Origin of the sequence: Rhizobium sp. G187, from assembly GCF_051549525.1 — a bacterium.
Lineage (GTDB): Bacteria > Pseudomonadota > Alphaproteobacteria > Rhizobiales > Rhizobiaceae > Allorhizobium.
Window position 1 is genome coordinate 116,891 of sequence record NZ_JBPUGM010000007.1, and the last position, 19,255, is coordinate 136,145.

The window sequence follows — 19,255 nt, forward strand, 5'->3', positions numbered from 1 at the left end:
GTCATTCTCCTCAAAGCGCCGGATCGACGACGCCGGGATAGCCTGGCAATGGCGAGACGATCCCGTGGTTGATGCCCCAGAGGTACCAGTTGTCGACGACAGTGCCCGTGAGCAGGATGCCGATGGCCCCGGTGATCGGTGTCAGGATGGCAAACCACCAGGCCCAGCGGTGGACGGATTCCATGGTGGCGTTAAAGCCCATGGTCCATCTCCAGAAGAGAGCCGCGCGCTCGGAAGCAGTGCCCCGATCTGTAATCTGCTCCAGTTCGCGTTCGCCACCATATTTGCCCACCGCAAGGATTGTCGCGCCATGCATCGCGAACAAAAGGACGGAGCCATAGAGGAAGACGATCGAAAGGCAGTGGAAGGGATTATAGTAGAGATTGCCGTAACGGATCGAGAAGGCAGCGGTCCAGTCAAGATGCGGGAAGATCCCGAAGGGTACGGCCTCAGAGAAATTTCCCATCAGAAGCGGGCGGATGAAGCCGAGCGACAGGAAGAGAAAGATTGCAGCCGCAAAAGCCCAGGCGACATGGGTGCCGAGTTCCAGCTGGCGCGCCCGGCGATAGACCCGAACCCACCATAACAGGACCGATAGTGTCAGGAAGAAGCCGGCGATCAGCCACCAGCCCCCTTCTGCAAGCGGGGGCAGGACCTTCAGGCCGTATTCGGCTCGCGGCGGTTCGAGACCCAGCCAGAACAATTGCCGGACGAACTGAATCGGATCCCAGCCCACCGATGCGAACATGTTGAGCCCAATGATCTCGAAGGCAATGAAGCCGAAGACCAGGGACAGTGTGCCGAGATAGCCGAGATAGATCGGGCCGATCTGAGCATTGCCGATCATTCCGAAGAGACGGACCAGCGTTGGCTTTCCTGCGCGTGGGCTATCGCCTCTGGGAAGTGGCATGCCTTCCTCAAGAGGGCCGCTCACCTGCACCGGCGTGATGATATTCTGATATTGCAACAATAACATGATCCGGTCCCCCTCAGTTCCAGATTGGCAGCGTCAGCCACCAGTTCCACCATTGCGGCCAGCTCTGGTTCCAGAAGGGGCCGCTGATGATGATGCAGACGGCGCTCCAGAAACCTGCGTTCAAGGCGAGGATCAGGCCTAAGCGGTGGATGCCAAGCGTGCCGATCGAGTAGCCGATGATGTCGCGGAAAAATGTGTCTTCATACTCCGGCGTCTTGACCTCGGCCTGCTTGCCGGCTTCCGTGATGGACGCGCCGGGGTTGGCCGCAGACAGGATCAGGCCGCCGTGAAGAGAGAGCGCTAGCGTCGTGGTGAAGAAGAAGGTCACCGCGATCATATGCGCCGGATTATAGTGGAAATGCAGATACTGGTAGCCGACATTCGACACCCAATCGAGGTGGCTGAAGATCCCGTAGGGAAAGCCATGGCCCCAGGCGCCGAGCAGCAGCGGCCGAAAAACAACGAGGGTGGTGTAGGCGAAAATGGCGAAGGAAAAGGCAAACGGCACATGATAGCCCATGCCGAGCTTTCGGCAGATTTCCACCTCGCGCAGGGCCCAGGAGATGAAGGATCCGAGCGCGCAAACCGTGACGATCTGCCAGAGACCGCCCTCTTTTAATGGCGCCAGCGCAAGGCCGTAGGACAGATCGGGCGGCGCGATCGAGATGCGCCAGATGTTCCAGGTCGGGCCAATCGCTGCTCCATAGATGAGCAGGGCCGTGCCTACCGTGGCAAAGAAGGCGGTGGTTACACCGAAGAAGCCGACGTAGAACGGACCAATCCAGAAATCGAAGAGATCGCCTCCGAGCAGCGTTCCGCCTCGTACGCGATATTTGCGTTCAAAACTCAGCAGCGCCATGTTCGTTTCCTCCTCAGGCGTTCAGCCAGGTGGCGATGTCGGGTCGTTGCGGATTGGCGGCGGGCGAGACCTCCTCAGTCGCGCCCGCTGCCGTCTTCAGTTTTCAGCCGATCAGCCTGAAATCCACACCTTCAGAGATGGACTGCTCCAGAGAGCTGGTTTTGAGGGGCTTGCCCTCCAGCCAGTTGAAGCGTTCCGTGCTCAGCAGGATGAAGTGGATCAGGATCGCAAGGGTGAACAGGAATACAGACAGTGCGACCAGCGCTTTGCGCGGATCGAACATAAGCCAGACTCTCCACATATCGCGTCCTCCTCAGGCCAGCATCGGCATAAGCGCGAGGGCCGTCTGGTTGATGCCCTCGAGAGAGCTGTAACCTTCCGGACCTGGGATCCAGGGACGCCACATCCAGACCAAGATATGCGCGACGATGGCTATCGCCGTGAATATCATGAAGCCTTGGATGAAGAATCCATGGACCTCGCGCGCTTCGCTTTCGGTCAGACCCGAAAGTGAAACATTTGATGTTTCAGCCATCAAATTCACCTCCTAGTCTCGAATACCGCGGCGCCCCCGCGGCAGGGTTTCGACAGGGAGCTTTCCGGCTCCTGCCGGGTCTTGCTGATGTCGAGAACATCGGCAAAGGGAGCAGTCACGCCTGGAAGGCGTAACCGGCAGCTGCGTATGCCGAAGCCCGGGCCTCGGCGAAAATGGATTGCGCGGGCTTTGCGGTCGCCGCATCCGAATGGTCGGTCAGACGTGCCGCCACCGCTGCCATGAGGCAAAGCGGGTACATCAGCAGATAAAGACGGCGCATGTTCACGCGTTCCGACTGGCGGTCCTCATGGGTGCGGCGCTCGTGCGGATTGGTTTGCGTTGCAGTGATCATGCCTTCACCTCCAGGTTTCGCAGATCGGGATCGTTTTTTTCGCCATCATGCGTGCGCCCTCGTCAGACGGACGGCATCGTCGACATGCTGGCGGGTGACTTCAGACGCATGGACCCGTCTCGCTTCGCGTTCGGCAGCTTCGCGCAGGCGCTTGGCGGCGGAGATCCGGACGAGGACCGGTTCCTTGTCGATGCATGTTTCAAGTGAGGCTCGCGCCTCCGGCTCCCAGACCATTTCGGTCCGCTGCCTTGCGACCGTTGATTCGATCGCATCGAGTTCGCCTGCCCGCGGCAGAATGTCGAAGAGGATGTCGAACAGGGCGTTGCAGACTTCCTGGATCAGCCAGCTGGCCCCCGAATAGCCCATGACCGGCGTGCCAGGGTGGCGACGGACGATGGCGCCAGGATAGGACAGCTGGATGAACTTGCCGCGCGCACCGCATTCGGCCATGTACATGCGCTCGTTGAACGAACCGAACATGACCATCGGCGGCTTCGTGGCGGTGAGTTCGCAGACCTTGGTATTGTCGGTCTTGGACCCTGCCTTGCGGGGAACGGCGAATGTGCAGGGCAGGCCCATTTCCTCCTCCAGGAAGTGGCGGATGCCGCGCACATAGGTTTCATTCGCGACGATGGCGAAGCTTGCCGTTGCGAAGAAGTCCTGCGTGACCGAGCGCCAAAGATCCCAGAGCGGCTTCAATGTTGTGTGTTTTTCGCGCGCGATAAATGGCTCAGGATCGAGGCCCAGCATGCCGCCGAGCTCCCGCAGGAAGGCCGTCGTCGACTGAATGCCGATCGGTGCCTGCAGGTAGGGGCGTTCGAGCGTTTCGCAGAGCAGGCGGCCGAATTCGCGGTAGAGGCAAATGTTGGCATCGGCGTCTGCGAGCTTGCGGACGTCTTCAAGATGGCTTCCGAGCGGGAAGGTCATGTTGATCTCGGCGCCCAGTCCCTCGACAAGGCGGCGGATTTCAGCCAGATCCGAGGGCATGTTGTAGGTGCCGTAGATCGGGCCGATGATGTTGACCCGCGGTTTTGCGCCGTCGGGGCGGCGGCGTGGGACCGGGACCTTCCCACCCTTTGGGCCGAATTCCGTCCAGAGCCATTTCAAGGCGCGATCAGCACTTTGCCACTGATCCTCGTCGATGGTGCGCGGCAGAAACCGCACAATGTTGGATCCCTCAGGCGTCACGCCGCCACCGATCATTTCGGCGATCGAGCCTGTGACCACCACGGCCGGCAAATCCGGATCGAGCACCTGGCGTGCGCGCTTCATCGCGCCTTCCGTGCCGTGCTGACCGAGTTCGTCTTCGGAGAGACCTGATACGACGATCGGCAGTTCGTGCGGCGGCAGCGCGTCCGTGTAGTGGAGGACGGAGGTGACGGGCAGGTTCTCACAACCGACGGGGCCGTCGATAATGACCTGGAGGCCCTTGATGGCGGTGAAGGCATAGACACTGCCCCAGTAACCACCGGCTCTATCGTGATCGAGGATCAGCATCCGACACTCTCCCCGCTATCGACCGCATTGCGGGACTGCTTGACCTTGGCGGCAAATTTCTTCCGATAGGCGCTGCGGTCTTCAGGGACGTTCTGCCAGATGCCCGCGCTGTCTCCCGCGCCGACACCTTCGAAGAAGGCGTTCATGGCGAGGAAGCGATCCTTGTTGCCGATGGCGGCGTTGATCACGGTCGGCAAGGAGGCAATGCCAGCGGGTCCCATCAAGGGACGAGCGGAAATCAGGTTGGTGAAATAGAGGGCTGGGGTCGCAGCCTCTTTGGCCTTCTGAACCACGGGGGTCGTGCCAATGGCGAGGTCCGGGCGGAATTCCTCGAAGGCTGCCAGATCCTGCTCAAGCGAAGCGCGGAAGCGGAGCTCGACACCATGGGCTGCGAGCCAGTCCGCATCCTCGCTGTTGTAGGGTGTCTTCGGACAGGCTGTGCCGACATAGCGGACGTCCGCGCCGAGTTCGACCAGGAGACGGGCAACGAGAAGCTCCGAACCCTCATAGCCCGAGAGTGTGATGCGCCCCTTGATGCGGTGTTCGGCAAGGGCGGCCGAGATTGCGCCCCGCATGGCATTGCGGCTGATCGCGGTCTTGGCCTCAGCAATGCCGCAGCTTTCACCGATGGCTTTCAACCAGGCATCCGTGCCATCAAGACCGACGGGGGCAGAGCCGACAATGGCGCGGCCCGCGGCCTGGAATTCGCGAAAGCTGGCGGTGTAGAAGGGATGGATGGCGGCGACAACTGCGCAGTCGAGTGCTGCATAGAGGTCACGCCATTCACGAACGGGTACGGTCGGTCCCGCGGCGAGCCCCATTGGTTCCAGCATGCCGCCTATGACGACCGGATCGACGGGGAACATTTCACCAACCAGTGTGACAGTCGGCTTGTCCTTGAGGCCGCTGCGCGGGCGCTGTACCGGACCGTCAGCCACTTCCTGGCGGGCATAGGCGAGCATGGCAGCGGACAGGACGTCTTTTGCCTCTGCATGGGTCGGAACACCGAAGCCGGGCACATCGATGCCGACGATGCGGACGCCATCGATTTCACGCGGCAGCATCCGAAGCGGCACGCCCGAGGCGGAGGGAACGCAGAGGTTGGTCACGACGACGGCGTCGAACTTCTCCGGGTCCGCCATCTGATGAACGGCCTCGACGATGTCTTCGTAGAGCTTGCCGGTGACAAGCGTTTCAGAATTGAAGGGTACGTAGCCGACCGAACGTTTGGCGCCGTAGAAATGCGACGTGAACGTGAGGCCGTAAACGCAGCAGGCCGAGCCGGAGAGGATCGTGCCGACGCGCCGCATGCGCAGTCCGACACGCAAAGAGCCGAAGGCGGGGCACATGGATTGCGGCTGGTCGTGTGGTCCTTTCGGATAGTCGGCTTCCAAGCGGTCCATGAGCGCACCTTGGCCGGCCGCACGCGCCGCTGCTTTGGAGAGCTCAGTACCTCCATGGCAGCCAATGCCAGATGCAGGCTCGTCGGCCATGCCGTCGCGAAGGACGGCGGCATCGGTGCCGACGGGAATAATCCCGTTGGCATCGTCTGGCTCGAATTCCTTGCGCAGGTCATCCATCATGCTCACCCGATCTCATACGTTGTCGTAGATGACTTCCAGCGACGGTCGTTTCAGCGCGCCCGTGGCGCACATGTCTTCCGGCTGGGCTGGCTGGAGCTTGTAATCGGCGCCGGTCTCGCTGGCGTCGAAGAGGCCGAGCAGGCCATCCTGATCGAGCGGTTTCGGCAAGATCGGCGGGGCTTCAGCCAGATTGATCGACAGCGCTTCGAAGAGCGGTCCCCAATGGCTGTCTTGGGTGCCGATGATCTGGTAGTTGGCGCTCTTGCGCCGGATGTCGTCGTCCTGCGGGATCGAGGCCAGCACGGGAATGCCGACAGCCTCGGCAAAGGCCTGGGCTTCACCCGTGCCGTCGTCCTTGTTGATGACGAGGCCGGCGACCCCCACATTGCCGCCGAGATTGCGGAAGTATTTCACCGCCGAACAGACATTGTTTGCGACGTAGAGCGACTGCAGGTCGTTCGAGCCGACCACCACGACCTTTTGGCACATGTCACGCGCAATCGGCAGGCCGAAGCCGCCGCAGACAACGTCGCCTAGAAAATCGAGCAGAATGAAATCGAAGTCCCAGTCGTGGAAGCCGAGTTTTTCCAGCGTTTCGAAGCCATGTATGATGCCGCGGCCACCACAGCCGCGGCCGACTTCTGGTCCGCCGAGTTCCATTGCGAAAACGCCATCCCGTTTGAAGCAAACATCCGAGATAGACACTTCCTGCCCGGCTTCCTTGCGGCGCGAGGCCGTCTGGATGATCGTGGGGCAGGCGCGACCGCCAAAGAGCAGCGAGGTCGTATCGCTTTTCGGATCGCAGCCGATCAAGAGCACCTTCTTGCCGAGCTGTGCCAGCATGTAAGAGAGATTGGCGAGCGTAAAACTCTTGCCGATCCCGCCCTTGCCGTAGATCGCGATGATCTGCGTTTCCTTGGTCACCTTGCCGATAACAGGCGCATCGGGTTCTATGGCTGCTTCGTCGCGGAGCTGTTCCTGGAGACGTTCCAAGCCGTCTGGGGCGAGATCGAGGCTCATGCTGCGTTCCTCCAGTCGATGATCATTTTCAGGCATTCGGGGTCGGAAAATGCGGTCCTGTAGGCCGAAACGGCATATGCAGGGCTAGCATGGTGGGTAATCAGGCCATCGAGCGAGAGAGCGCCAGCTGCGACGAGCGCCTGGACGGCGGAGACGTCGTCGGCCGTGAATTCGGCAGCCGCGACCAACGTGGCCTCACGCATGAAGATGCGCGGAAAATCGAGATTGATCCGGGCGCCGTAGAAGCCGGCGAGCACCAGCACACCCTGACGCTGCAGTTTGGCGATCGCCTCGTCGAGGACCTGGGTATTGCCGCTGGCATCGATAATGGCGGTATGGCGCTGGCCGTCAGCGTCCTCAGGTGACGACACGGCATATCCAAGGCCGCCGGTTCGACGGGCGGGTACTGTCTCCCAGACGATGGGAGCAGGGTGTCCAATTGCGATAATCATGCGGGCGATCAGGCGTCCAAGAACGCCATGGCCGATGACGAGCGATGGCGGGCGGCCAGCGCGCAAGACCGCGTGGTGAGCCGTGGCGGCAAGCGCCAGGAGAACGGCCTGTTCCGGCTGCTCTGCGATCAGCGGCACACTGCGCCTGCCTTCGACGATCAGCATTTCGGCACTCGCGCCGAAGAGGCCAGCGGCATCGCGGTAGCAGTTCGCACCCGGAATGTAGACAAGCTCGCCGACGGAGCGACCCGAGGTCGATCCGGCCTCGACGACCCTTGCAACGGTCTCGTAACCAGGGACCAACGGATACCGCATGCCGGGAAAGCTCGGCATGGTTCCATCAAACAGCATGCGTTCTGTGCCGTTGGAGATACCGCTGAAAAGCGCGCGGGCCACGATGTCGCCCTCGGACGCGGTCTGCAGCGCAAGCTGCTTTATGGCCAGCGTTCCCGGTTTTTCGAAGACTATGGCTGCTGTCTGCATTGTCGTGCCCTCCCCGGACACGGGACGCTGCATGCTCCCGAATGTCATCTTAGTTTTACCATTTAAGGTGTCAACTTATATTTACACTTTGGGGGGGCGTCGTGGGGCGACGCTGTCATCGTGCACCGGTGATCAGCGTGGCGAGCAGAGGATTGACCGTCGAAATGATCTGCGGATTCTGAAAGCCTGAATCGCGCAGCAGGGTGGAGATTTCGCCGGCAGTGCGGCACCGACCAGACCCCATGGCGCGAAAATAGATCCCGAAATACGCGGCTGCGAGCCGTTCACCGGACGAAGGGCCGGCCATGGCTTCCGCGATGACCAGATGTGTTCCTGGGGCGAGACTGCGGTGGAGATTGGCAAGGAGCCGGCGGACCCGATCATCCTCGTGATCACAGAGTACCCGCAGCAACGTCACACAGGCGAAGTCGGACGGGATCATGTCCTCGAAAAAATCGCCGCCATGAATACGGGTGCGATCGGCCATCCCTGCGCGAGAGATCTGCGTCTCGGCTGCGGTGGCGACCGCCGGTAAATCGAATAGGCCGAGCTTCAGCGCATGATAGCGATTGCCGAGGGCGGATAGGAACGCACCGTCTCCGCCGCCAATGTCCAGTACGGACTGGTAGCGAGCAAAGTCGTGTGAGGAGAGGATGCAGTCTGCCAGCATTGCCTGGCTTTCGCGCATCAAAGCGGTATAGGGCGCGACCGCGCTATCGGGGCATTCGGCCGGCGTTTGGGTGCGGACATAGGCCCAATATCTGCGAAGCCCGGTATCGGTCGTTTCGTTCCGCCACAGGGCTACGGGGTCTTGAAGATCGCGATAGAGGATTTCGTGATGGCGGATCATCTCACGCAGCCCGCGGTCACTGGCGAGAACGGCGCCGGCGTCATCAAGCATCCAGCTATTCGGTTGGATTTCGATGACGAGGTTGAGGTGTTGAGCAAGTTCGAGCACTTCTCGCATGCGCGCAGCTTCGAGCTTGCAGGTATGTGCGAGTTGCTCGGTCGTTTGCGCGCAGCCATCCAGATGCGCGAACAGATCCAGGCGCACACAGGTCGTCAGGATCTGCGTTTGGGTAAAGCCCGCGACCAGTTGAAACAGCTGATTGGCCTTTCGCTGTGCCAGCCAGCGGGTCCAGGGAAGGCGGGCCATCCAGTGGCGAAAGCGCTGCGAGCCGATCTGCCGGTTTCGCCACATGCGCCATTGGATCGCCAGCGATCGTGCCGATCCGCCATCACGTGGCTTGTGATTTTCTGGTCGCAGGGCGGTGGCGGCGGCCGGATCGCCGAGCGGCTCGACCCCGTTGGCCATGGCCTCAGGCTGCGCTGGTGGCGAGCGTCTTCGGCATCAGCCGGGTCGCCTCGTTGAGGATCATGTGGCGAAAAGCATCGGCTCCCGGGCAATCGGGAACGTTTGCAACCGCCTCCGAGACCAGGCTGTGCAGCCGCGAAAGGGAGGCGGACAATCCCAGTTCAGCCACGATGTTCGGCTTGCCATTGCGCTTATCCTGCCCTGCGGGTTTGTCGCTGCCGTCTGTCTGGCCGACAGCGTCGTAGAGATCATCCGCTACCTGATAGGCAGCGCCAAGCGCATCGGCGAGACCAAGCCAATCTTGCGGATTGCCGCCGGAGGCGATGGCACCGGTGGATACCGCGCCGCTGAACAGCGAGGCGGTCTTGGCCCGGTGATAGACCGCGATGTTGATTTCCGGCTCGCTCTCCCATGCCTGTCCAGCAACGAGGCCATAGGGCGAGCCGACGGCCTTGGCGATGGTGGCGATGATCGGGGCGGTGAGCAGAGGTGCCATCTGCGTTTCCCGTGCCACGGTTTCAAAGGCTGCCACGATCAGGCCATCGCCTGTCAAAAGTGCAATTTCCTCACCGAATTCCGCATGCACACTGGATCGACCCCGCCGGGTCATAGCGTTGTCGAAACATGGCATGTCGTCATGCACAAGCGAGGCGCAGTGCAGAAGTTCAATGGCCGTTGCAGCCGAGTCGGCGATTGCGGGCTCGCGGTCGCCGCAGGCGGCGGCGACCGCGAGGCAGAGGCGAGGTCTTATGCGGGCGCCGCCTGGAAACACGGCATGTCGCAAGGCATTCGCCAGGATGGGCGGACATCCATTTGCTGTCGCAAAGCGAAGAGAGCGTTGCATTCCGGTCTCGATGCGGTCGGCGACGTCCATAAGATTCACCTCCTGAGAAACGACAGATGTAATCTTTACATTACTCTTCAATCTGTCAATTTAGATTGACACATTTAAAGAGGTTGTCAACTCAAGCGGGAGAGGATTGTGTCCGGTGAACAGGGCGGTCCGGTGCTGATCATCGGGGCAGGTATGGGTGGACTCGCGGCGGCAATTCGTCTGGCTGCCGCCGGCATGCCCGTCTGCGTGGTTGAGGGCCAGGCGGGCGGCGGTGGCAAGCTGCGCCAGGTCGAGGCGGGTGGTCAGGCTTTCGATGCGGGTCCGACGGTTCTGACCATGAAATGGGTTTTCGATGATTTGTTTAAGTGCGGGGACGCCGTGCTGGACGACCAATTGGGCCTGATGCGATCCAAGATCGTCGCTCGGCATTATTGGGAAGGAGGCAATGGCCTGGATCTTGTCTCTGATCCTCTCGAGAATGCCCGGGCGATCCGTGACTTCGCCGGAGCAAAAGCGGCAGAGGGCTACACATCTTTCGCGGCCGACAGCCGTCGGATCTATACGCTTCTGAAGGACAGTTTCATCTCGGCGCAACGGCCAAATCCGATCACGCTGTCGCAACGCATCGGGTTGTCGCGGCCCCAGGATCTCTTTGCTATCCGGCCATTCTCATCCATGTGGTCGACGCTTGGAGGATATTTCGCGGATGTGCGCCTGCGCCAGCTCTTCGCCCGCTATGCGACCTATTGTGGCTCATCACCCTATCTGGCGCCGGCAACCCTGATGCTGGTCGCCCATGTCGAGCAGGAGGGGGTCTGGCTCATCGACGGCGGCATGCGGGCACTTGCGGCGAAACTGGTTGATCTCGCGACGGATCTCGGTGTCGAGTTCCAGTTCGGCGATCCTGTCAGCGAGATCGTCACCGACCCCTCCCGCAATGCTGTCTCGGGTGCCGTGACGCGCAGTGGACGGCGGATTGCAGCGCGACGGGTGATCTTCAACGGCGATGTCGCCGCCCTGCCGCGCCTGCTGGGCCGCCCTTCTCAACCGGCAAAGGCAATTGCCCGACGGTCGCTATCGGCTGTTGTCGCCTGCGGTCCGGCGGAAGCGCGCGGCGTGCCGCTTGCGCACCATACCGTCTTCTTCTCCAGTGACTATGCAGCTGAATTCGATGCGATCTTCCGCTGGAAGATGCCGCCGGCTGATCCGACTGTCTATGTCTGTGCCCAGGATCGTGATGGGGCTGGGAATCCTCCGGATGGGCACGGGTCTGGTCGATCCGAACGCCTGTACAGCCTGATGAATATGCCGGCCGATGGTGACCGGCATCAGTATGACGAAAGCGAGATCGACAGATGCCTGCACCTGATGGAACGCAGATTGGCGTCGAATGGGCTCACGCTCCGCCAAACGGAAGCGAGGCCGAACGTGACAACCCCGGATCGGTTTGCGAGGCTGTATCCGGGCAGCGGCGGCGCCCTTTACGGGATGGCGTCGCATGGCTGTATAGCGTCCTTCGCCCGACCGGGAGCGAAAGGGCCGGTGCCGGGGCTTTACCTGGCGGGCGGCAGCGTGCATCCGGGGCCGGGGGTGCCGATGAGCGCCCTTTCCGGCAAGCTTGCGGCGGACCAGCTGATGCAGGATATGGGTTCGACCCGTCGGTTCCGGCAGGTGGCTATCGCTGGTGGTATGTCGACGCCGTCAGCGATTGCGGACAATTCGCACTGACCGTCATTGCCTTTGTCGGGTCCGTCTTCTCCCCCTACTATCACTGGAGCGGGCGCAACGACCCGGAAAATCATGTTGCGTTCAACGTCGCTCTTTATGGACCGGAGGGCCATGCCTGGGCGATGACGGAAAGAGGGCGAAAGACCCTTGATCGCCGCGGAGAGCGGTTGCAGATCGGCCGGAGTGCGATCCAGCTTGGCAATGATGGTCTGGAGATAGCGTTCGATGAAGTGTTTCTGCCTTGGCCGGGGCAGGCCCTCTTGCCCAAGCGAATGGTGGGGCAAGTCCGGCTGAGGCCCGCCTTCACGGTTCAGTATGCCGTCGCACTGGATCCGTCTGCCTTGCATCATTGGCGGCCGGTCATGCCATCGGCCAGGGTCGACGTGGCGTGCCGGGATTTCTTCGGGGTCCATTGGCTCGGGCATGGCTATCACGACATGAATTGGGGCTCGCGTCCGCTCGAGGCTGACTTCGTCGGCTGGGACTGGGCGCGTGGTCGTGCCGATGGAGGGAGTACGGCCATCCTTTATGATGCCGCTCTGCTTGATGGACAGGGTCGCCGGTTGGGCCTCCTCTTCGACAGTCAGGGAGAATGCCAGACCTTCGATCCGCCGGAACGACGGTTGCTGAATAGAGGGTTCTGGGGTGTGGGTGGCGGGATAGCCTGTGCTGATGGCAGCACGCCACGTGTCTTGCGATCGCTGGAGGACAGTCCGTTTTATCGCCGCTCGCTGGTCGAAACCGTTCTCGGCCAAGAGGAGCCGATCACGATGATGCATGAGACACTCGATTGTTGCAGGCTATCCAAGCCACTGGTTCGCGCCATGCTGCCGTTTCGCATGCCGCGACGGGGTTAGTCGGCCGTGTCGTCGCTCGCCTTGGGGGCTTCGACTTCCGCTTTTGCTTTCGCTTTCGCTTTTTCGTTTTCCTTTTTCAGGTCAGCTCGCTGCCAGACATAGAAGGCGACGGCGAGGCCGAAGACGAATAGGGCCTCGATCAGGCCAAAATAGTTTTCAAGCAAGACGTGCCACCTTCTCCCGGGCTGCGAGGCGGCGATTGTGCAGCTCCTCCCGGGTGTTCGCATGAAGGCTGAGAAGAATTGTTGTCAGGCGCTCGCTGGCGCCTGCGGTCGGTGCAGTTCGTAAAGGTTCCGTCCCACGTCTGCTCTGAAGCGCAGCAGCCGCAATCGAAACAAGGGGTGCCGAGGCCGGCTCGCAAGGGACTGTCATGTCACGAGCTGTCGTTTCCGCCCAACGGGGCTCGGCCCTGCCTGCCCTGACCAGCAAGCGCAGCTTGGTCGGCAGTGATGTCTTGGCTCTGCGGGTGACCGTGTCGAAACCAGCTGCGGCAATCTCGTGTCCGATTGCTTCATAAATCAGAGCGGCGGCGCGTATAGCGCGGCGGCACTCAGGCGGCAGCGCTGCGACACCGGCATGGCCGAGGCGGTAATGGCGTTCTGCCTCTTGCAGGAGCCTTTCGACCAGATGGCCGAGGCCAGGGCTAAAGCTAGGCCTCTTCAGGAAGATGCCTGGATCGATCCCGGCTTCTGCCAGCCAGTCAAGCGGAAGGTAGAGCCTGCCATTGCGGGCATCCTCGCCAACGTCCCGGGCAATGTTTGTCAGTTGCATGGCAATGCCGAGGTCGGCGGCGCGTGCCAGTGCCGCCTGATCTTGGACACCCATGACCATCGCCATCATCACGCCGACGCTCGACGCCACATTTGTTGCATAGACCTTTAGATCATCGATGCTGCGATAGCGGCATCCAGACAGGTCCATCTCAAAACCTTCAAGGAGCGCACTCACTACCGGTTTGGGGATGCAATGGCTCTCGACGACGCGGGCAAAAGCGCGGTCGCAGGCATAGGCTTCGGGTGTGCCGCTATAGATGCGCGCCAATCGATGGCGTAGGCGCATCAGGGCCGGCAAGCCGCTGTTTGGCTCATCTATGAGGTCGTCGGAATGCCGGCAGAACGCGTAGAGCGCGCGGGCGGCGCGACGTGTTGAACGTGGCAGGAGAAGCGAGGCAAGGTGAAACGACCGGGAGCCGTGGCGAATGGCTGTGTTGCAAACCCGTTCGTCTTCAGCCTCGCCTGAAAAGCCGTGGTTGAGGGCAAGTGGCCTTGAAATCAGGGGGCGGGCCAGAAGAGGCTCGATCTCGGCAGAGGAAATGGCGGGCGGTGGGCTCATGTGACGCTCCCTGATCCTGCGTGTCCGTGTGTGGCAAACTCTCTTGGATGGGGGACGAGATCCGCCACGATACGGGCGGAACATATGACGCCCGGCAAGCCGGCACCCGGATGGGTGCCCGCGCCACAGAGGAAGAGATTGTCCAGTTCCTCGCTGCGATTGTGCGGGCGGAACCAGGCGCTCTGAAAGAGTTTGGGCTCCAGCGCAAAAGCGGCACCCTGCCAGGACAAGAGCCGATCGCGAAAATCAAGCGGCGTCGCGATACGGGAGGTAACGAGATGGCGGGAGAGGTCGGGGAGAACCGTTTCCTCCAGCCGCTTTTCAATGCGGGTCCGGTAGACTTCCGCCTCGGCGAGCCAGTCTGTGCTGCTCGCCAGGTGTGGAACAGGGCTCAGCACATAAAAGCTGTCGCGGCCTTCGGGCGCAAGGGACGGATCGCTTGCGGTTGGTCGGTGCAAATAGAGGCTGAAATCATCCGCCAATTTACGATTGCGGAAGATGTCGTCGAGAAGTCCGCGGTAGCGCGGGCCGAAGATCATGGTGTGGTGATCGACGGTCTCGTAGCGACGGTCGGTGCCGAAGTACCAGACGAAGAGGCCCATCGAATAATCACCGCGTTTTATCTTGGCATCCGTCCACCGCTTACGCGGGAAGGCGCGCAGGAGTTTTCCATAAGTGGTGGCCGGATCGGCATTTGAGACGACGATATCGGCGGCGATCCGCTCTCCGGACGTCAGGCGAACGCCTATTGCCCGTCGGCCTTCGGTTTCGATGGCGGCAACGGTTTCGCCGAGGCGAACCTGGCCGCCATTGCGGGTGACGAGCGATGCGATGCCTCGCACGAGCGCATGTGTGCCACCAACAGCATGATGAACGCCGTATTTCCCCTCGAGATGCGCGATGAGGCAATAGAAGGATGTGGCGGAGAATGGATTGCCGCCGATCAGCAGAGGGTGAAACGAAAACAGGGTGCGAAGCTTGTCGTTGCGGAAGTGCCGCGAAACGACGGAATAGACGGATCGATAGCCGCCGAGCCGCACAAGACGGGCGAGGGTCTTTGCGGTAAAGGCCAGGCTGTGGAAGGGTTTCGCCGCCAGTTGCTCGAAGGCGACCTCATAGATGCGGCGGCTTTCGTCGAGGAAACTGCGATAACCCTTGACGTCCTGGGGTTCAATGCGAGCGATCTGGTCTTCCATAGACTGCCGGTCGCCGGAGTAGTCGAAGATGGTGCCATCGTCGAAACGCACGCGATAGAACGGTGTGTTGGGGCGAAGTTCGACGTCTTCGCGGAGTTCCCCACCGCAATCGCGCCAGAGTTCTTCGAATAGCCAGGGCGCTGTGATGATCGTTGGCCCGGCGTCGAAGGTGTAGCCATCCTGATGATAGGCGTAAGCGCGACCACCCGGCAGATCGAGAGGATCGATGATCGTGACGCGATATCCCTTTGCGCCTAGCAGGGCGCCAGTTGCAAGGCCACCGACGCCAGCGCCAATGATCACAGCATGCGGGCGTCCGTCGGGCGCTGCCGGGTGGGCTCGGGAGAAGCGTTCGGACATGTTCATGCGGCGTCCGCTCCCTCCGGCTGTTTGTCCTTGATCACCTCGGCAATCCAGTCCGCGACCTGTTCCGCCCGGCATTCATGCAGGAGGTGTCCGCCGGTTTCGCTGGTGATCAATCGGCTACCGGTCGCGATCCGGGCGGCGTGATAGGCGTTCCGAGGTGGCACCATCGGATCGTCTTTGGCGACGATCAGCGTCATCGGAAAGGCTAGCCGCTGTAGCCGTGTGTCGAAACGGGCGAGATCCCAGTTTGCCATCATGCCTAGCGCGCCACGCACGTGATCCGGTGTGCTGAGCAGCAGCCGGTATACTGCCTTGCCTGCCTCATCGATCGGCGAGCCGGTGGCCGTCAGCAGGTTTCCGCCAAGCGGTGTCGCGCGTGCCAGAAGCGAAAACAGGGCTGGGGTGAAGGGATTGACGAACATGGCCTTTGCCATGGGCGAAAACAGCGCATTGCCGCGGATTGGCAGGAAAGCGCCGTTGATGCCGACCACGTGTCGCGGCACGGTCTGGGCGCTGGCGGAGGTCCGTCCGGCCGCCAGAGCAACAGCGATCGCTGCCCCGGCCGAGTGACCAATGATCATGGCTGGCGCACGGCCCAGATGGCGTTGCAATTCGGAAATGGCCTGCACCATGCCGGGCAGCGAAAGATCGGCGCGGCCGATCGCGCGGGTGAAGCCGTGACATGGCAAGTCGGGAACCACGACGCGAAAGTCCCGCGCCAGGAGTGGTGCAAGGTTGCGCCAGGAGTGTGAGGATGCGCCGGTACCGTGCAGCAGAAGTGCCAAGGGCGCGTCGTCCCGGCCGAAGATCTGCACATGCCAGAGATGGTTTTCCGTGCGCAGGAACTGGCTGGCTTCGCGATGCGGCCAGATGGAACCGTCTCTCTGCCAGTCCAGGCGGTCGCCGATGGGTCTCATGGCCGGGTCTCCCGCAGGGAAGTGTCGACCAGCGTCGATATCCGTTCGGCATCAGCCTGACGGAGACGGTGCAGGTCGGCATTCAAGTCACGGGCGAGCACAGCAACGCTTTCGCGCGGTCGTCTTGCCACGTCGATGCAGACCGTCTTGATGCTCTCTACCCTGTAGGCCCGTGTCATTTTCCCGAGGTCGTCGGCAGCCTTGGCGCGGTCCGCCGTGCCGTCCAGCGCAATATTGCCGCTGCCATCAGTCAGCAGCACGATCACCGGGGTCGTGCCCCTGCGCCTGAGCGAGAGTGCAAGTTCCAGTCCCCGTTGCAGGCCGGAGGCGAGCGGTGTTGCGCCCCCACCGGGCAGGGCGCCGAGTTTGCGCTTCGCAGCAACCAGAGAGCGGGTGGGAGGCAGTAGCGTTTCGGCCGTGGTGCCACGGAAGGCGATGAGCGCCACTTCGTCGCGACGCGCATAACACCGGGACAAAAGATGTTCGATGGCGCCCTTGGCCTCGCCCAGACGGTCGAGCGCGGTGGAACCCGAGGCGTCAACGATGAAGATTGCGGCCGAGGGTGTGGCATGGCGCAGCCGCAGATAGCGAAAGTCATCACGGATGATGAAGGCTTTTGGTTTCCAGGAAGGGGGCTGCGATCCGTCGTTTTCAACCAGTGCCGCTTCAACCTGTCCCGCATGGCTTTGTGCCAGTCGCAGTTTTTGCCAGGGCGCTGCGGCCCTGAGTGTCGCAATCACGTCCGGGCGGGCGTCTGGCTGCGGTGCCGACAGGCTTGTGCCGATGGGCCGGCCGCGCCTTGCGTGTTTCATGGCATGACCGGATTTCCCCGATCGTCTGGCTTGGTTTCGTGGTCGTGTCGAGGCGTCAACAAGCAGATCGCCTGAAATGGCTGCCGCCTGGACTGCGGCCAGCATATCTTTCAGTGTGTCGGTGCCGGGTTGGCTATCATCGTGCGGGGAAAGCGGCGGATCATCGGCGCGATTGGCGCTGCTCTGCCCAGGGTCGGTACCCGGTGTCTTCTCCTCTTCGACGGCCATGCACTCGGTGGATGGAGGCGACAGCCTCAGTCCGAGGCAAAGTCTAAGGGCCGTGATGGCGTCCTGATCCTCAACGCCGGTCCGAGCGTTGAGATGGGCCAGCATCCGGGCAATCCTTGCCAGATGGTGCAGGATACGGATCGACTTGTGTCCGCTCGTGAGGGCCATTGTCGCCAAAAAGCTGAGCCGCCCGTCGTCGATGGAGACCTGGTGCCATCGTCTGTCGAACGCTGGGGGCTGGTCGGTCACGATGTTCTGTGTCTGATTCCAGGCTACTGCGTGCAGATTGAGCCGAAGCCCCAGCCGATCAGCGAGGGCAACCGGAAGCCCTTCGTCGTCATCGACAGATTCGTCCAGCGCGACGAGAACGGTCGGCTGTTCTTCGTCGTCGTCATTCGCTGCAGTAATCATGGCGGTGACGGTTCGGTCCATGCGCTCCGCCATCGGAAGAACGAGGACGCCACCCCTGGATGCCTCGATCAATCCGGCGCGCTCGACACGTCTTCCGCTCTCAGCCGTGGCTGCGATATCGATTGACGCCGATAGGTGATGGGCCGTCGTTCCGGCTGGTAGGCGCAGCCAGGCAAGATCCGGCGGAGCACACTGGCGGAGATGGGCCAAATAGACATCGCGAACGCCGCTGGATCTTGCCCGAAGCCAGATGCCTCCGGTGGCAGCGCCGCCGAGACGGAGAAGGTCGGCGGCAAGAAGCGCGTCGTCCCACTGCTCGCGGCCGTGGTCCCGAAGAGCCTGCTCAAAGGCTTCATGTGGCGCCCGCTCAACCATGTCCGTAGGTGGCGCTGACGGTTGCCAGAGCCCTTTCGATCCTCGGCGCGGAGCCTGCTTCTTCTAGAGGATCGCGCCGCAGGCGGTGGCACAGCACCATTGGGGCGATCTCGCCGACATCGTTCCAGGTCACTTCTGTGCGTCCGGCAAGGGCAGCTGCCGCGCGGCTTGCGCGCATCAGGGTCAGTTCGCCCCGCATGCCGTCGATGCCGAGCCGCAGGCACAGTTGCGACATGCGTGTAACCACGGTGTCGGAAATCTCGACCTGTCGCAGGATCTTTCGGGCGGCAATCACCCGCTTGCCAATGGCTGCGTCACGTTTCGCCCAGGCCGCGCAAAAGGCGTCCCGGTCCGTTTCATAGGCGTCGCGGCGGCGGATGACTTCGACACGCTCGGCGATGTCATCGATGGTTCGGACCTCGACGGAGAGGCCGAAGCGATCAAGGAGCTGCGGCCGTAGGTCGCCTTCTTCCGGGTTGCCGCTGCCGACCAGAACGAACCGGGCATCATGACGGATACTGAGGCCCTCGCGTTCCACCAGGTTGACACCTGATGCCGCTGCATCAAGCAGGAGATCAACGAGATGGTCCTCCAAGAGGTTCACTTCGTCGATGTAGAGAAAGCCCCGGTTCGCGGCGGCGAGCAAGCCGGGCTCAAAACGCTTCTCGCCGGCAATCAGAGCTTTTTCGATGTCGAGCGCCCCGCAGACCCGATCCTCAGTCGCGCCTAAGGGCAAGTCGATCATCGGCGAGCGGATCTTCACGACCGGCGCCAAAGAACCTTGTTTTCCTTGCATTTCCGAAGCGGCATTGCAGACGGGGCAAGAGGGTTGCGGTTCTGCCGGCAGGCAGTTGTAACGACAGCCGGTCCTGACCTCGATCTTCGGCAGAAGTTCTGCCAGCGCCCGAACTGCGGTCGATTTGCCCGTTCCACGGTCCCCGAAAATCAGCACTCCACCAAGTAGCGGCTCGACAGCCGCCATCAGGAGGGCCTTCTTCATATCCTCCTGGGCAACGATTGCGGCGAATGGGAATGGATGGGCCATGGATCCCGCCTCAGCTCTACGTGTAAAATAAAGTTTACACTTTTCTGAGGTGGTTTGAAGAGGGCCCGCGTATTATTTCAC

19 protein-coding genes are annotated in these 19,255 nt (G+C 61.7%); 2 read left to right on the plus strand and 17 right to left on the minus strand.

Going from position 1 to position 19,255, the window contains the following annotated elements; genetic code table 11:
- Positions 1 to 10 precede the first annotated feature (10 nt).
- From pufM to ACSV9I_RS18885, 11 genes are all read right to left on the minus strand, one after another.
- Positions 11 to 970, minus strand: a complete 960-nt coding sequence (gene pufM, locus ACSV9I_RS18835; protein ID WP_156318580.1) for a photosynthetic reaction center subunit M — start codon at positions 968 to 970, stop codon at positions 11 to 13.
- Positions 971 to 989: 19 nt separating this feature from the next.
- Positions 990 to 1,835, minus strand: a complete 846-nt coding sequence (gene pufL, locus ACSV9I_RS18840; RefSeq protein ID WP_438330352.1) for a photosynthetic reaction center subunit L — start codon at positions 1,833 to 1,835, stop codon at positions 990 to 992.
- 103 nt (positions 1,836 to 1,938) lie between these two features.
- Complete coding sequence (pufA, locus tag ACSV9I_RS18845; protein WP_054158838.1) at positions 1,939 to 2,136, minus strand: light-harvesting antenna LH1, alpha subunit; 198 nt, start codon at positions 2,134 to 2,136, stop codon at positions 1,939 to 1,941.
- 12 nt (positions 2,137 to 2,148) lie between these two features.
- Entirely contained in the window at positions 2,149 to 2,370 is a 222-nt protein-coding gene (gene pufB, locus ACSV9I_RS18850; protein ID WP_054158837.1) for a light-harvesting antenna LH1, beta subunit, read from the minus strand.
- A gap of 115 nt (positions 2,371 to 2,485) precedes the next feature.
- The gene (locus ACSV9I_RS18855) at positions 2,486 to 2,722 is read right to left on the minus strand and encodes a hypothetical protein (RefSeq protein ID WP_438330353.1); all 237 of its coding nucleotides are present in this window, start codon (positions 2,720 to 2,722) and stop codon (positions 2,486 to 2,488) included.
- A 45-nt stretch (positions 2,723 to 2,767) separates the two neighbouring features.
- Positions 2,768 to 4,219, minus strand: a complete 1,452-nt coding sequence (gene bchZ / locus ACSV9I_RS18860; RefSeq protein WP_438330354.1) for a chlorophyllide a reductase subunit Z — start codon at positions 4,217 to 4,219, stop codon at positions 2,768 to 2,770.
- A complete protein-coding gene (bchY, locus tag ACSV9I_RS18865; RefSeq protein ID WP_438330418.1) occupies positions 4,213 to 5,799 on the minus strand; it encodes a chlorophyllide a reductase subunit Y in 1,587 nt (528 codons plus the stop codon). Before bchY ends, bchZ begins: the two co-directional genes overlap by 7 nt.
- Before the next feature lie 15 nt (positions 5,800 to 5,814).
- Positions 5,815 to 6,822: a chlorophyllide a reductase iron protein subunit X gene (locus ACSV9I_RS18870; RefSeq protein WP_438330355.1), complete on the minus strand. Its 1,008-nt coding sequence runs from the start codon at positions 6,820 to 6,822 to the stop codon at positions 5,815 to 5,817.
- Positions 6,819 to 7,757, minus strand: coding sequence for a chlorophyll synthesis pathway protein BchC (gene bchC, locus ACSV9I_RS18875; protein ID WP_438330356.1), 939 nt, complete (start codon positions 7,755 to 7,757; stop codon positions 6,819 to 6,821). The genes ACSV9I_RS18870 and bchC overlap by 4 nt, the downstream gene beginning before the upstream one ends.
- A gap of 115 nt (positions 7,758 to 7,872) precedes the next feature.
- Complete coding sequence (locus ACSV9I_RS18880; protein WP_438330357.1) at positions 7,873 to 9,072, minus strand: methyltransferase; 1,200 nt, start codon at positions 9,070 to 9,072, stop codon at positions 7,873 to 7,875.
- 4 nt (positions 9,073 to 9,076) lie between these two features.
- A complete protein-coding gene (locus tag ACSV9I_RS18885) occupies positions 9,077 to 9,946 on the minus strand; it encodes a polyprenyl synthetase family protein (protein WP_438330358.1) in 870 nt (289 codons plus the stop codon).
- Positions 9,947 to 10,054: 108 nt separating this feature from the next.
- On the opposite strand from ACSV9I_RS18885, the gene crtD reads away from it, so the two are divergent.
- Positions 10,055 to 11,635 carry a 1-hydroxycarotenoid 3,4-desaturase CrtD gene (crtD, locus tag ACSV9I_RS18890; protein ID WP_438330359.1) on the plus strand — a complete coding sequence of 527 codons (1,581 nt, stop codon included), beginning with the start codon at positions 10,055 to 10,057 and terminating at the stop codon, positions 11,633 to 11,635.
- Positions 11,636 to 11,802: 167 nt separating this feature from the next.
- Positions 11,803 to 12,492, plus strand: a complete 690-nt coding sequence (locus ACSV9I_RS18895; RefSeq protein ID WP_438330360.1) for a carotenoid 1,2-hydratase — start codon at positions 11,803 to 11,805, stop codon at positions 12,490 to 12,492.
- Here the strand turns inward: ACSV9I_RS18895 and ACSV9I_RS18900 are convergent.
- The 6 genes from ACSV9I_RS18900 to bchI are packed head-to-tail and all read right to left on the minus strand — an operon-like array spanning position 12,489 to position 19,174.
- Entirely contained in the window at positions 12,489 to 12,656 is a 168-nt protein-coding gene (locus ACSV9I_RS18900; RefSeq protein ID WP_438330361.1) for a hypothetical protein, read from the minus strand. The two genes, ACSV9I_RS18895 and ACSV9I_RS18900, sit on opposite strands and share 4 nt — an antisense overlap.
- Positions 12,649 to 13,824 (minus strand): phytoene/squalene synthase family protein, encoded by a 1,176-nt coding sequence (locus tag ACSV9I_RS18905; protein ID WP_438330362.1) that lies wholly within the window; start codon positions 13,822 to 13,824, stop codon positions 12,649 to 12,651. Before ACSV9I_RS18905 ends, ACSV9I_RS18900 begins: the two co-directional genes overlap by 8 nt.
- On the minus strand, positions 13,821 to 15,386 hold the full coding sequence (locus ACSV9I_RS18910; protein WP_438330363.1) for a phytoene desaturase: 1,566 nt from the start codon (positions 15,384 to 15,386) through the stop codon (positions 13,821 to 13,823). The genes ACSV9I_RS18905 and ACSV9I_RS18910 overlap by 4 nt, the downstream gene beginning before the upstream one ends.
- Positions 15,383 to 16,303: an alpha/beta fold hydrolase BchO gene (gene bchO, locus ACSV9I_RS18915; RefSeq protein ID WP_438330364.1), complete on the minus strand. Its 921-nt coding sequence runs from the start codon at positions 16,301 to 16,303 to the stop codon at positions 15,383 to 15,385. The genes ACSV9I_RS18910 and bchO overlap by 4 nt, the downstream gene beginning before the upstream one ends.
- Complete coding sequence (locus ACSV9I_RS18920; protein ID WP_438330365.1) at positions 16,300 to 18,129, minus strand: VWA domain-containing protein; 1,830 nt, start codon at positions 18,127 to 18,129, stop codon at positions 16,300 to 16,302. The genes bchO and ACSV9I_RS18920 overlap by 4 nt, the downstream gene beginning before the upstream one ends.
- The gene (bchI, locus tag ACSV9I_RS18925; protein WP_438330366.1) at positions 18,122 to 19,174 is read right to left on the minus strand and encodes a magnesium chelatase ATPase subunit I; all 1,053 of its coding nucleotides are present in this window, start codon (positions 19,172 to 19,174) and stop codon (positions 18,122 to 18,124) included. The genes ACSV9I_RS18920 and bchI overlap by 8 nt, the downstream gene beginning before the upstream one ends.
- Positions 19,175 to 19,255 lie beyond the last annotated feature (81 nt).